Source organism: Cellulomonas cellasea, assembly GCF_030372105.1.
In the GTDB taxonomy this organism is placed as follows: domain Bacteria; phylum Actinomycetota; class Actinomycetes; order Actinomycetales; family Cellulomonadaceae; genus Cellulomonas_A; species Cellulomonas_A cellasea_A.
In genome coordinates this window covers 49,903-62,918 of record NZ_JAUDBQ010000005.1, presented here as the reverse complement: position 1 = coordinate 62,918, position 13,016 = coordinate 49,903, and the positions used below count along the sequence as shown (strand labels likewise).

Here is a 13,016-nt window from a genome sequence, read left to right as displayed (position 1 = left end):
CTCTGTATGGCCGGCACAGACGCTGCCGCGCGTCAGGCGCCGATGTGCGCCGCGCGCAGGGCGGAGACGGCCGCTTCGATCGCGCTGGGGGCATCGCCGATGTCGGGCGCATGGGCGCGGGTGGAAGGGTCGAGTCGCCCTCCCAGGTGTGCGAGCTCGACGAGCAGCGGCATCGTCGCCAGTCCGCGTTCAGTGAGCGAGTATCTGCCCTGCTTGCCACGGGTGGTCTCGGCCTTCGTCAGGAGGCCCTGATCGACGAGGTCGGCCAGGCGGCGTGACAAGACAGGCGCACTGATGCCCTCCTGACTGCCGGTGAGCAGTTCGCGGAAGGACCGCCGGTCGTGCAAGGCGATGTCACGCAAGATCAGCAGGCTCCACCGATCGCCGAGCAGTTCCAGGCTGCGATTGATCGGGCACGACGATCGCGGTTCGGAGATCATCGCCCTCCATCCGGGTAGTTGCACTTCGTGATCACTCACCCTACGCTGGAATCGAGCAGTAACACAATGCAACTACTTGGCTGGCATCGGTCGGCCCGAGGAGGCACGATGCAGGCCTTCATCCTGGAGACGTACGGAAAGCCGCTCCGGGCGGTCGAGATGCCCGAGCCGACGCCCGCCCCGCACGAGGTCCTTGTGCGGATGGCCGCGTCCGGGGTCAATCACGCCGACGAGCGCACCCGCACCGGCGAGTTCAAGGCCGTCTTCCCCCTCGACCTGCCCAAGGTCATGGGTGGAGAACTCTCCGGCGAGGTCATCGCCGTCGGCGAGGGCGTGACCGGCTTCGGCCCCGGTGACCGGGTGTACGGCTACACGGGCGTCGTGGGAATGGGCACCTGGGCCGAGGTCGTCGCCGTCGACGCCGCCGCCCTGGCGCCCGCCCCGTCGAGCATCCCTCTCGTCGACGCCGCTGCCCTGCCCGTCGTCGCCCTGACCGCATGGCAGGCGCTCGTCACCCTCGGTCAGATCCAGCCGGGGCAGACCGTCCTCGTGCACGGCGGGGCCGGTGGGGTCGGCTCGGCCGTGATCCAGCTCGCCAAGCACCTGGGCGCCACCGTCGCCACGACTGCATCGGCCGATAGCGCCGCCGCCGTCAGAGCTCTGGGCGCCGAGATTGTCATCGACTACCGCAGCGAGGACTTCGTCGACCGGCTCGCCGACACCCCCGTCGACATCGTTGTCGACACCCAGGGCGGCGACATCACCACCCGCTCCCTCCGCGTCCTGCGTCGCGGCGGCCTCGTCGTCGGCATCGCCGGGACGCCCGACCCGCACCTGGCCGATCAAGCCGGCGCGGGACGGGTCGTCAAGGCCGTACTCGCCGTCCTCAGCCTCCGCCTGCGGCGGCAGGCCCGGCGCCTCGGCGTGCGCTACCGATTCCTGTTCATCCAGCCCGACGGCGAAGCCCTGGCCGCGACTGCCGGGCTCGTCGATGACGGCGTCCTGCGTCCGGTCGTCGACCGCGTCCTGCCGTTTGACGACACCCTGGCCGCACTCGACCAACTCCTCGCTGGTCGAACTCGCGGCAAGATCCTCGTCACCACGACCCCCGCGGAGGGCGCCAACCATGCCTGACACACCCGCCATCCCGACGAGCCATCGCACCCGCGAGACCGTCGGCGGCGCAGCACGCGCCACGACCTGGGTCACCGCCCCCACCCTCCACCTGGGCGTCGCCGGCAACACCCTCGCCTACCGCGAGCTCGGCGCCAACGCAGGGACACCGGTCCTACTCCTCACCCACCTGAGCGCCACCCTCGACGAGTGGGACCCGCGCGTCGTCGACGCCCTGGCCGCCGGTCGCCGCGTCATCGCCGTGGACCTACCCGGAGTGGGCGGATCGACCGGCGCCGTCCCCCTGACCGTCCAGGGCATGGCCGACGCCGCGCGCGCGTTCGTCGCTGCGCTCGGCCTCACCAGGATCGACCTGCTCGGCTTCTCGCTCGGCGGGTTCGTCGCGCAACAAGTCGCCCTCGACGATCCCGGACTCGTGCGGAGACTCGTCCTCACCGGCACCGGGCCAGCGGGCGGCGCCGGGATCGACCACCCCACCGGCGCCGCCTACATCTACGTCGACATGGTCCGCGCCGCGCTCGCCCGCACCGACGTCAAAGAGCTCCTCTTCTTCCCCCGCACGCCCGCAGGTAAGGCCGCCGCGAAGGACTACCTCGCAAGGATCCGCGAACGCGTGATGGACCGCAACGACCCCATCACCCTGACCGCATTCCGTCGCCAGATCACCAGCATCAAGGCCTGGGGCCGCCAGCAGCCGCAGGACCTTGCCGTGATCACGGCGCCGACGCTGATCGCCAACGGCGACCACGACCGCATGGTCCCCACCGCACTGTCCCGCGACATGCACGCCCGCATCCCCGACAGCACCCTCGTCATCTACCCGGAATCAGGCCACGGCGGCGTCTTCCACCACCATCGCCACTTCATCCCCACGCTCCTGGCGCACCTCGACGCCTGACCCCAGCCCTCCCGTGCACCAGAACAACCTCGGCGATCAGGCGCCGAGCGCATGAGGCCCCGTCAAGGACCTCTGCCGGAACACCGCCAACTAGCGCTGTGATTCACAACCTTCTGCGCTTCGGGCGAATCGATGACGACCTGGGTGATGTCAGCGACCACGACCCCGCCCACACGCGGGGCGTGTAGTCGACAGCGCCCGGCCGGGAGGTCAGCCGGGCCAGACGCGCGGCGCGGAAAGCGACGTCGGCACGGCGTCCGGGCAACGCACGCCGCTCAGGGCCGACGATCCTGATGCGCTGCCAACGCTCAAGCCAGTCACCAGCCCCGGGAGTGAGCTCGACGTCGTCACCCAGGGCATACCGCCCGGCCCTGACGGCGTCGAGGTCGGTGGCGGGGCTGAGTTCGAGCTCGACCCCAAGCACACGCAGGATGCTGCTGGCCAGGTGGCCTCCGGGCACTCAGCGGCGGCGGGCCCTGCGGAACCCGTCCACGATCGCCCATCCGGCGAGCGCGACCACGCCCGCCACCAAGCACACCGCGCTCACCCGCTGCGCGTCGAGGTCGAGGCCGAGGAAGTCGACGAAGGCCGGGTCGAAGAGCCGCCCGCCCGCCGTCAGGCCGATGACGAGCACCGCCCACACCGTCGCGATCACCGCGTTCAGTGCGGCGGCGCCGGTGGTCCACCGCCCGAGCGCCCGCGCCCGTGCGGTGACGAGCGCCCCGGCGATGACGAGCGCCAGGCCGAGGATCACGCTCCAGGGCAGCAGCGCCGGGTCCAGCACTGACATCCGCCCGGCCTCTGGGACGTCCCACGGGATGGTGGCGACGACGAGGCCGATCACGGCCAGGGCCACCGCGACGATGCCCACGGCCCGCTCGGCACGGCCGGACGGGATCCCCTCATGCGGGTCGCGGGCCGGGAGGGAGTCGACCGTCCACGGCCCCACGGGCGCGTCGGCCCGGTCCAGCCTGACGAAGACGAGCGTGGTGATGGTGAAGATCCAGGCTGCCGTGGTGAGCGTGATGCCGGCCACCTGCCCGACGGCCGGCCAGAAGGGCTTGCCCTCGACGACAAGGCTGATCGCCACCCCCAGCGCCACGAATGGCAGGGTGCTCCAGAGGATGACCCGCAGGACTCGCCGCCACGTCGGGTACCACCGCGGGCCGAGCAGGCGCAGCGGCTGGGCGGCGTAGCCAGCGGCGAGGACGGCTGGGTCGCCGAGGCTGTTGAGCACCGCCACCTCGGCGGCGGCTGGCTCGTCGCCTTGCTCGACGCGGGCGTCGATCTGGTCGCGGATGGACGATCGCAACTCGTCGGCGTGGTCGGCGCGCTGGTCGGCGGGCAGCGATGCCGTCGCCGCCTCGACGTAGCGGTCGGTGTACGCGTCGTGGGTGATCGGCTCGGGGGTCATCTCGGCTCTCCGGGTCAGCCAGCCAGCGCGTCGATGGCCTGGGCCAGGGCGCGCCATTCGGCGGTCAGGGTGTCGGCGAGGCGGTCCCCCGCTGCGGAGGTGCGGTAGAACTTGCGCGGCCGGGCCTCTCCGGTGTCCCACTCGCTGGTCAGGCAGCCCTGCTTCTCGAGTCGGCGCAGCAGGGGGTACAGGGTGCTCGCGTCGATCTCGAAGCCGCGCGCGGAGAGGTCTTCGAGCAGCCCGTAGCCGTATCCGGGTGTGCGCAGGATCCGCAGGCACGCGAGCACCACGGTGCCGCGACGCAGTTCTTGGCGGTGCGTCTCGAAACCCCCTGGCTCACCCATGTCGACGACATTAGTGTGTGTCACACACTATTGCCAGTAGCCCGGGTCAGACGGCTCAGCGGCGCTCGCGGCGGTACAGCGACCGGGCCCAGGCATACCCCAGGCCGGTGATGACCACGCACCACCCCAGCGTCAGCGCCGTCGTCGCCCCATCCAGGGCGGCGCCGGTGAGCAGCGCGCGCGTCGTCTCGATGATCGGGGTGAGCGGCTGGTACTCGGCGAACCAGCGCACCCCCGCCGGCATGGTCTCCACCGGAACGAATCCGCTGCCCAGGAACGGCAGCGCCGTGAGGATCATCGGGGTGTTCGAGGCCGTCTCCACCGACTTGGCCGAGAGCCCCATCGCCACGCAGAGCCAGCTGAAGGCGAAGGCCACCAGCGCGACGAGCCCGGCCAGCGCCAGCCAGCCCGCCGGCCCGGCGTCCGGCCGGTAGCCGAGCGCCATCGCCAGGCCGAGCACCACGACGACGGCGATGAGCGCCTGGACCACGGTGCCCAGCACCGGCCCGCCCAGCACCGAGCCGGGCGAGATGGCCATCGTCTTGAACCGGGCCATGATGCCGCTGGTGGCGTCCATCGAGGCGGAGATCGCCACGCTCTGCGCCGCGCCCACCACAGCGAACAGCAGGATGGCCGGGGTGATGTAGTCCAGGTAGGCCGCCCGCCCATCCGCGCCGGGAGTCACACCAGGCGCCACCCCGGCGCCGAAGGCCCCGCCGAACACGAAGACGAACAACAGCAGCAGGATGACCGGGATGGCGACGGTGAAGCTCGTCAGACCCGGGTACCGCACCGCGCGTAGCAGGTTGCGGCGCAGCATGGCGGCAGTGTCGGCCAGTGGGCGGGCGCCCGAGGCGGCCCCGGTGGGCGCGATCGTGACGGTGGTCATCAGGCCAGCTCCTTCGGTGCGGTCTCGGCGGGCAGTTCGGCGGCGGGCTCGGTGAGGCGCAGGAACACGTCGTCGAGCGAGCCCGCGTCATGCGCGGACTTGAGCTCGACGGACGTGCCCTCGGCGACGATGCGCCCGCCGTCGAGCACGGCGACGCGGTCGGCGAGCCGGTCGGCCTCCTCGAGGTACTGCGTGGTGAGCAGGATCGTCGTGCCCGCCGCCGCGAGGGCGCGCACCTCGTCCCACAGGGTGCGGCGGCTGCGCGGGTCCAGGCCCGTGGTGGGCTCGTCGAGGAAGACGACGGCGGGGTTGCCGACGAGCGTCATCGCCAGGTCGAGCTTGCGCCGCATGCCGCCCGACCAGGTCGACACCGGTTTGCGGGCGGCGTCGGTGAGGCCGAACTGCGCGAGCAGCGCGTCGACGCGCTCACGCCCTGGCCGGCGGCCCAGGTGGTGCAGCGAGGCCATGAGGCGCAGGTTCTCCACCCCGGTGAGCAGGTCGTCGACGGCCGATGTCTGGCCGGTGACGCCGATGGCGGCGCGCACCGCCTCGGGCTGCGCGACGACATCGTGCCCGGCGACCCGGGCCGTGCCGGCGTCGATCTTGAGCAGTGTGGACAGCAAGCCCACGATCGTGGTCTTGCCGGCGCCGTTGGGGCCGAGCAGCGCGGTGATGGAGCCGGCCCGGACGGCGAGGTCCACGCCGTCGAGCACCGTCTGGTCACCGAAGGACTTGCGCAGGCCGCGCACGTCGATAGCGAGGTCGCTGGTCATGGTGGTCTCCTTCTCGCAGTGCTCGGGCGCTTGGGGTGCGGCTCTGGGGCGTCCGTCAGGGGCGGCGGACGATGATGTCGCCGTAGGCGGTGCTGGCATGGATCTCGGCGGTGGCCTCGCCGTCGGTGGGGCCGTCGGTGGGTGTGAGCTGGTTGCGGACGGCGCCATGCTCCGAGGTGACGTCCAGCCAGGCCGCGGTGCCCTCCGGCACGCCGATCTCGATGGCGCCGTAGCCCGTGGCGAGCGTGACAGTGCCGGACTCGACGTTGGCGACGCGGATGCCTGCGTGGGCGGACTTGGCGGTGAGGGCGCCGCGCACGCGGCCCACGGCGATCTCGGCGTGGGCGCCCACGACCTCCACGGAGCCCGTGACGTCGCCGATGGCGGTGGCGCCGTTGCTGGCCTTGATCGTGCCGTCGCCGGCGACCTCGGTGATGCGCACGGCGCCGGCGCTCGCCTTGATGACCACCGGGCCGGTGACGCGCCCGACGACGACATCCCCGGCCGAGACCTTGAGGTCGAGGCGCGCGGCCTCCTCGATCCGGGCCTCGCCGCCGTTGAGGGTGAGGCTGACGTCGCCGAGCCTGCCCTCCGCGAACAGCGTGCCGGCCTTGCCGCTCAGGTCCGAGCCGGCGGGGAGCTCAATGGTGACCAGGGCGGAGCCCGACGCGAACGGGCGGACGTACTGCTTCCACGCGGACGGGTAGGTGATGGTCACGGCGTCGCCCTCGCGTTCGACACGGGTCTCCTCGGCGGCGCGGACGGAGCCGGACTTGGCCGGGTCGGCGGGCAGGACCGTGACGACGATGTCCTCACGCTCCCCGGCGACGACGTGCAGGTTGCCGAAGGGCACGTCCACGATGACCGGGACGGGTTGGGGTGCGGGGAAGGTCGGCATTCTTGGCTCCAGAGTGGTGTCGTCGCGGTGTCGTGGCGGGCGGGCGCTCAGCGCACCCAGCCGGTGAGGCGGTTCGCGCCGCCGCGCTGCTGCGGGCCGGCCGGTGGCAACGGGCGGCCTGCGGGCTGCTCGAGCGCGGCGGCGACCGCCCGCACGAGCCAGGTGTTGACCGACAGGCCCTCGCGGGCGGCGGCGACCTCGACCTGCGCCTTGAGGTGGTCGGGCAGGCGCAGGGTGGTGCGGCTGGTGGCGCCCGCGTCGGCGTCGGCATCCGGCAGGGGCAGCGCGACCGGGGGCAGCGCGGGCGCCGCCGACCCGGCGGGCTCGGGGACGACCGGAGGCGCCGCGACGACGAACTCGGGATCGCCGCCGCGCAAGCGCACATCGACCGAGCCGGGCGCCAGCTCGGCGGAGATCTCGCCGGCCGCTGCCGAGAGCGCGTCGAGCAGGACGAGGCGCACGGCGGCGTCGAGCGGCGCGGTCAGCCGCTGGGCGAGCTGCCGGGCATCGTCGCCTGCGGCGTCGGCCGCTGTGACGAGTCGGTGCTGGAGGTCGTCGACGTAGTGCGTGAGGTCCATGACGCCATGGTGACACCATTATGGTGTCACAACAAGGGGGAAGTGGCGTCATGTGCTGCCGCCCCTCGGGCCGCGAGCCTGTCGCGGGCCCTGGCCTCATACGCCATGGCCGATGATCGACCCATGACCGGCTCCGCCTCATGACCCCCACCGACGCATCCGCCCAGCCCTGGGCCGACGCTGTGCGGCTCGCCCGCCAGGTGCCGCCGATCCGCGACTTCCCCGCCGTCGACGCGCTCCTCGCGTCCTTCGACGCCCTGGTGGCCCGCCATCCCGGCCTGGCGTCGTCGCGCCGCATCGGCACCTCACGGCTCGGCGAGCCCATCCCGATGGTGAGCATCGGGCACGGCCGCCGCCAGCACCTGATGTTCGCCGGCGTGCACCCCAATGAGCCGGTGGGCTTCCGCACCCTGGAGCACCTGGCGCGGCTGCTGTGTGAGGACGACGCGCTCCGCGAGCGGCTCGACGCGACCTGGCACCTGGTGCCCTGCATCGACCCCGACGGGACCCGGCTCAACGAGGGCTGGTTCGCGGAGCCCACGAGCCGCACCGAGTACGCCCGCAGGTTCTACCGCCCCGCGCCCGACGAGCAGGTCGAGTGGACCTTCCCCTTCGCCCACAAGGACGCCTGGTTCGACGCGGTGCTCCCCGAGACGCAGGCGCTGATGCGCGTCATCGACGAGCTGCGCCCGGACCTCATGGTCTCCCTGCACAACTCCGAGATGGGCGGCGTCTACTACTACCTCACGGAGGCGATCCCCGGCGCCGTCGAGGCCCTGCACGCCGTGCCGGCCGCGCTGGGGCTGCCGCTCGACACAGGCGAGGCCGAGTCCCCGTCGGTGCGCCCCCATGCCCCCGGGGTGTACCGCTCCATGGCGATGGCGGACCAGTACGACTACCTGGAGAGCCTGGGCCTGGACGCTGCGGCGTTCGTGGGGGGCGACTCCTCGGCCGCCTACGCGGCCCGGCACGGCACGCTCACGCTCGTCGCCGAGCTGCCCTACTGGTCCCACCCCGCCGCCGGCGACACCACCCCCACCGCGACGTCCTACCGCGACGCCGTCGCCGCCAAGGCCGCAGGCCTGCTCGACCTCGGGGAGGCGCTCGGCGGCATCCTCGCCGAGGCCGCCGACGACCTCACGATCCGCAGCCCGTTCCTGCGGGCCAGCGAGGCGTTCATCCCGCTCATCGCGTCCATGGGCGAGCACGAGCGCGACCGGGCGGCGCGACCGGAGGCGGACAGGCCCGCGACGGCCGCCGAGGTGTTCAGCAACGCCGACGTGGTGCACAGCTTCCGGCTCCGCAACGGCTGCGTGCTGCTCCGCGCCCTCGACGCCGAGGTCACCGCGGGGGTGGCGACGGTGCGGGTGCGGCGCCTGCGCCAGCGGCTGGCGCGCATCGTGGACGGGTGGGCCGCGGAGGCCGACCGGGTCGAGGGCCTGGCGACGCTCGACATCGCCCGGCTGGTCGGCGTGCAGCTCGGCGCCACCCTGGCGATGGCCCGCTGCCTGGTCGACAACGACACGCGCTGAGCCGGGCTGGCGCCGACCGGGACTGGCCGGCCCAGGCGGAGCGCGTCGGCGTCAGGCGTGGCGGATGTGCCCGCCGCGCCGGGCCGGCACCACCATCGGCGTGCCCGTCTCCGGGTCGGGCACCACGCGGCACGCGAGCCCGAAGACGTCGGCCATGCGCTCGGCGGTGATGACCTCCTGCGGGTCGCCCTGCGCGACCACGGCGCCGCCCTTCATCGCGATGAGGTGCGTGGCGTAGCGGGCCGCCTGGTTGATGTCGTGCAACACCGCCACGAGGGTGCGGCCCTGCTCGTGCAGGTGCGCGCACAGGTCCATCACCTCGAGCTGGTGGGCGATGTCGAGGAACGTGGTGGGCTCGTCGAGCAGCAGCAGGTCGGTCTGCTGGGCCAGGGCCATCGCGAGCCACACCCGCTGGCGCTGCCCGCCGGAGAGCTCGCTGACCAGCCGCTCACGCAGGTTGGTGACCTCGGTGGCCTCCAGGGCATCCCGGACGGCGACCTCGTCGGCGGCGGACCACTGCCGCAGCAGGCCCTGGTGCGGGTAGCGGCCGCGGGCCACGAGGTCGCCCACGGTGATGGCCTCGGGGGCGAGCGGGCTCTGCGGCAGCAACGCGATGCGCTTGGCCACCTGCTTGGTGCGCAGCCCGGAGATGGGGGCGCCATCGAGCAGCACCCGGCCGGAGCGCGGGACGAGCGTGCGGGCCAGGGCGCGCAGCAGGGTGGACTTGCCGCAGCCGTTGGGGCCGATGATCACGGTGAACGACTCGCGCGGCACCGACACCGACAGATCCTCGACCACGACGGTCTTGTCGTACGCGAGGGTCAGCCCCTCGGCGCGCAGCGGCGGCTCGGCGAACGCGGCGGCCGGGTGGGCGCCGCCCGTGGTGTGCGTCGGGACTGAGGTCGAGCTGGTCACGGAGGTCACACCGCACCCCTTCTCCACTCGCGGATCAACAGGATCGCCAGGTAGACGCCGCCAAGCGCGGCGGTCACCACCCCGACGGGGTACTGCACGCCGAACGGCAGGCGCTGGGCCAGCAGGTCGGCGACCACCAGCACGGTGGCGCCGGTGCAGGCCGCGGCGACCATGCCCGGCCCGGAGGACCGGGTCAGGCGGCGGGCGATCTGCGGCGCGGTCAGCGCCACGAACGCGACGGGACCGCTGACGGTGACGGCGGCCGAGGTCAGCAGCACGGCGACGCCCACGGCGAGGTTGCGGGTCCGGGTGGGGTCGACGCCCAGGCCGATGGCGGCGTCGTCGCCCATCTCCACGAGCTGCAGTCGCCGGGTCAGCAGCAGCGCGGCGGGGATCAGCACGAGCAGCGCCAGGGCGATGAGCGTGACGTCGCTCCACCGGCGCGAGGCCAGCGAGCCATTGAGCCACGCGGCCATCGCGAACGCGTCCTCGCGGGTGGCCCGCGCCAACGCGAGCTGCACGAACGCCAGGGCCATGGCGCCGATGGCGATGCCCGTGACGACCATCCGGTACGGCGCCGCGAAGCCGCGCCCCGAGCCGACGTACACCGCGCCGATCGCGATGCCGGCGCCGGCCAGCGCCCCCACGCTCGCGGGCACGAAGCCCGGCCACACCAACGACGCGGCGGCGGCGCCCGCGGCCGCCCCGGCGCCGAGCCCGATCACGTCGGGGCTGCCGAGCGGGTTGCGGGTGACGCTCTGGAAGATCGAGCCGGCCACCCCGAACGCCGCCCCGGCCAGGGCGCCCACGAGCAGGCGGGGCAGCCGGTTGGTGCGCAGCACCCACTCCTGCGCCCGCGTGCCATTCCCCGTGAGCACGTCCGGCAGCTCCCGCAGAGGGATGCCGAGCTCGCCGATCGTCAGCGTGAGCAGCGCCGCGACCACCGCCAGCGCCAGCATCGCCACACAGACGAGCACAGCCCGGCCCTTCCAGTGCAGCGCGCCGAGCGGCCCGAGGGACAGCACCGGGACGCGCGCCTCGGCGCCGTCCGGCCGGGTCAGCGTGGGGGCGCTCACAGCGCGGCCCCCCGTCGGCGCACGGCCGCGATGAGGAACGGGGCGCCGAGGAACGCGGTCACGGCGCCCACCATCAGCTCGCCGGGGCGGGCGGCCACCCGGCCCAGGATGTCGGCGCCCAGTATCAGCACGGGCCCCAGCACCACGCAGTACGGCAGCAGCCAGCGGTGGTCGGAGCCGGTGAAGCCCCGGACGACGTGCGGCACGGCCAGCCCGACGAAGGCGATCGGCCCGACGGCCGCCACCGAGGCGGCGGTGAGGACTGTCGCGACGGCGCCGCCGACGAGCCGCGTGCGGCCCGCCCGCAGGCCCAGCGACGTGGCGGCCTCGTCGCCGAGCGCGAGCGCGTTCAGGGCCCGGGACAGCAGCAGCGCGATCACGAGGGCCACCAGGATGACGGGCAGCACCTCGTCCACCGCGGAGAGCGGCCGGCCCGCGAGGGAGCCGACCACCCAGTGCCGGTAGGAGTCGAAGACTTCGGGGTTGGCCAGCGAGATCGCCTCGACGAGGGCCACCAGCACCGCGGTGATGGCCGCGCCCGCGAGGATGAGCCGCACCGCCGTGGGCCCGCGCCCGCTGGCGCCGATGGCGTACACCGCGATGGCCGCCAGCACGGCGCCCGGGATCGCCGCCCACACCGTCCCACCGGCGCCAGTGCCCGCGATCGCGGTGACGACGACCACTGACGCCGCGGCGCCCGCGTTCACGCCGAGCAGCCCCGGATCGCCCAGCGGGTTGCGGGTGATGCCCTGGATGACGGCGCCCGCCACGGCGAGCGCGGCCCCGACGAGCAGGCCGAGCAGGGTGCGCGGGATGCGCGAGTCCACGACCGCCGAGGCGTAGGAGTCGTCGGGGAAGCGCAGCGCCTGCCACACGTCGCCCAGCGGGACGGACTTGGAGCCCACCGCGATGCTCAGCCCGGCGACGAGCACCAGCAGGGCCACCGCCGCCACGAGGCCGGCGCCGAGCCGCCACGAGCGCGCGCGGGAGCCCCGCACGTCGGTGACGTGCGGGGCTCGCGCTGTCGTGCTGTCGACGACGGTCATACGGGGCGACCTCAGTCGAGAAGGAGCGGTCAGGGCAGCTGGGTGACGGCCTCAGAGATGAGCGGCACGTAGCGGTCCAGCGCCCACGGGATGCTCAGCGGCGAGGCGACCGAGGTGGCCATGCCGAGCTGGCGGTCGAGCATCGTCACGTAGGAGCCGCGCTGCACTGCCGCGATCTGCTGCCACAGCGGCTGCGCCTCGGTGGTGGCCTGCTCGGTCTCGTCGTTGAACCAGGTGAACACGACGTCCGCGTCGTTGAGCTGGTCGGCGTTCTCCAGGCCGAGGCTCGCGGTGAACGCGCCGGTGGGCGACGTCAGGCCGGCAGCGGAGGGCGCCAGCTCGAGGCCGAGCTGCGTCAGCAGCTCCACACGGGTGTCGCCGGGCAGGTACACGTCGAGCGAGCCCGCCTGCGTGCCGCCGTAGATGTACGCGAACGAGACGCCCTCGAACTCGGGGTTCTCGGCGGCGGCGGTCGCGGTGGCCTCGGCCATCCCGTCGAGGACCTCCTGGACCTTGTCCTCCTTGCCGAGGGCCTTGGCGGTGATCTTCACCTGGTCCTCGACGGAAGTGCCCCACGCGTCGCCGGGGTGGGCGACGACGGGCACGAACTCGGAGAGCTGGTCGAAGGCGTCCTGCGTCAGGCCCGACTGCGGGGCGATGACGACGTCGGGGTCGAGGGAGACGATCTTCTCGACGTCCAGCTCGGGGTACATGTCGATCGTCTCGGGCAGCTCGGCGCCCTGCTCCTCGACGGCCTCGCGGAACCAGGGCTCGTAGCCCTCCGCGTCGCCGCCCCAGGCGTCGGCCTCGATGCCCACGGGCACCACGCCGAGCGAGAGCACGACATCGGCCCCGCCCCAGCCGAGGGCCACGACCCGCTCGGGGGTGCCCTCGATGACGGCGTCGCCATAGGCGGAGGTGATCGTGACGCTCTGGCTCGCGGTGGCGTCGGCGTCAGCCGCCGGGTCCGTCGCGTCGTCGCTTGCGCATGCGGTCAGGCCGAGGGCGAGGGCTGCGGCGCCGGCGACAACCGCCATGTTCCTGCGCAGGTGCGTGCGTGCGTGCACGGGTGGGCTCCA

Annotated in this window: 14 protein-coding genes; 3 read left to right on the top strand and 11 right to left on the bottom strand. The window is 73.3% G+C overall.

Annotated features, from left to right (window positions below; genetic code table 11):
- Nucleotides 1–32: 32 nt before the first annotated feature.
- On the bottom strand, nt 33–440 hold the full coding sequence (locus QUV83_RS06380; RefSeq protein WP_289563361.1) for a winged helix-turn-helix transcriptional regulator: 408 nt from the start codon (nt 438–440) through the stop codon (nt 33–35).
- Nucleotides 441–548: 108 nt separating this feature from the next.
- On the opposite strand from QUV83_RS06380, the gene QUV83_RS06375 reads away from it, so the two are divergent.
- Together QUV83_RS06375 and QUV83_RS06370 are read left to right on the top strand one after the other, a co-directional pair.
- Nucleotides 549–1,574: an NADP-dependent oxidoreductase gene (locus tag QUV83_RS06375; RefSeq protein WP_289563360.1), complete on the top strand. Its 1,026-nt coding sequence runs from the start codon at nt 549–551 to the stop codon at nt 1,572–1,574.
- Entirely contained in the window at nt 1,567–2,472 is a 906-nt protein-coding gene (locus QUV83_RS06370) for an alpha/beta fold hydrolase (protein WP_289563359.1), read from the top strand. Before QUV83_RS06375 ends, QUV83_RS06370 begins: the two co-directional genes overlap by 8 nt.
- 460 nt (nt 2,473–2,932) lie before the next feature.
- Here the strand turns inward: QUV83_RS06370 and QUV83_RS06365 are convergent, their stop codons facing one another.
- The 6 genes from QUV83_RS06365 to QUV83_RS06340 are packed head-to-tail and all read right to left on the bottom strand — an operon-like array spanning nt 2,933 to nt 7,368.
- Nucleotides 2,933–3,886, bottom strand: coding sequence for a permease prefix domain 1-containing protein (locus QUV83_RS06365; protein WP_289563358.1), 954 nt, complete (start codon nt 3,884–3,886; stop codon nt 2,933–2,935).
- A 14-nt stretch (nt 3,887–3,900) separates the two neighbouring features.
- Nucleotides 3,901–4,230 (bottom strand): PadR family transcriptional regulator, encoded by a 330-nt coding sequence (locus QUV83_RS06360; RefSeq protein ID WP_289563357.1) that lies wholly within the window; start codon nt 4,228–4,230, stop codon nt 3,901–3,903.
- Between the two features lie 55 nt (nt 4,231–4,285).
- The gene (locus QUV83_RS06355; RefSeq protein WP_289563356.1) at nt 4,286–5,119 is read right to left on the bottom strand and encodes an ABC transporter permease; all 834 of its coding nucleotides are present in this window, start codon (nt 5,117–5,119) and stop codon (nt 4,286–4,288) included.
- A complete protein-coding gene (locus QUV83_RS06350; protein ID WP_289563355.1) occupies nt 5,119–5,892 on the bottom strand; it encodes an ABC transporter ATP-binding protein in 774 nt (257 codons plus the stop codon). Before QUV83_RS06350 ends, QUV83_RS06355 begins: the two co-directional genes overlap by 1 nt.
- 55 nt (nt 5,893–5,947) lie before the next feature.
- Nucleotides 5,948–6,790 (bottom strand): DUF4097 family beta strand repeat-containing protein, encoded by an 843-nt coding sequence (locus tag QUV83_RS06345; RefSeq protein WP_289563354.1) that lies wholly within the window; start codon nt 6,788–6,790, stop codon nt 5,948–5,950.
- 47 nt (nt 6,791–6,837) lie between these two features.
- The gene (locus QUV83_RS06340) at nt 6,838–7,368 is read right to left on the bottom strand and encodes a toxin-antitoxin system HicB family antitoxin (protein ID WP_289563353.1); all 531 of its coding nucleotides are present in this window, start codon (nt 7,366–7,368) and stop codon (nt 6,838–6,840) included.
- A 140-nt stretch (nt 7,369–7,508) separates the two neighbouring features.
- Between QUV83_RS06340 and QUV83_RS06335 the strand changes: the two genes are divergently transcribed.
- Nucleotides 7,509–8,900 (top strand): M14 family zinc carboxypeptidase, encoded by a 1,392-nt coding sequence (locus QUV83_RS06335; protein ID WP_289563352.1) that lies wholly within the window; start codon nt 7,509–7,511, stop codon nt 8,898–8,900.
- A 51-nt stretch (nt 8,901–8,951) separates the two neighbouring features.
- Here QUV83_RS06335 and QUV83_RS06330 read toward each other — a convergent pair whose 3' ends face one another.
- The 4 genes from QUV83_RS06330 to QUV83_RS06315 are packed head-to-tail and all read right to left on the bottom strand — an operon-like array spanning nt 8,952 to nt 13,004.
- Nucleotides 8,952–9,824: an ABC transporter ATP-binding protein gene (locus QUV83_RS06330; protein WP_436231890.1), complete on the bottom strand. Its 873-nt coding sequence runs from the start codon at nt 9,822–9,824 to the stop codon at nt 8,952–8,954.
- Complete coding sequence (locus tag QUV83_RS06325; protein ID WP_289563351.1) at nt 9,821–10,891, bottom strand: FecCD family ABC transporter permease; 1,071 nt, start codon at nt 10,889–10,891, stop codon at nt 9,821–9,823. The genes QUV83_RS06330 and QUV83_RS06325 overlap by 4 nt, the downstream gene beginning before the upstream one ends.
- A complete protein-coding gene (locus tag QUV83_RS06320) occupies nt 10,888–11,937 on the bottom strand; it encodes a FecCD family ABC transporter permease (RefSeq protein WP_289563350.1) in 1,050 nt (349 codons plus the stop codon). The genes QUV83_RS06325 and QUV83_RS06320 overlap by 4 nt, the downstream gene beginning before the upstream one ends.
- A 29-nt stretch (nt 11,938–11,966) precedes the next feature.
- The gene (locus tag QUV83_RS06315; RefSeq protein ID WP_289563349.1) at nt 11,967–13,004 is read right to left on the bottom strand and encodes an iron-siderophore ABC transporter substrate-binding protein; all 1,038 of its coding nucleotides are present in this window, start codon (nt 13,002–13,004) and stop codon (nt 11,967–11,969) included.
- Nucleotides 13,005–13,016 lie beyond the last annotated feature (12 nt).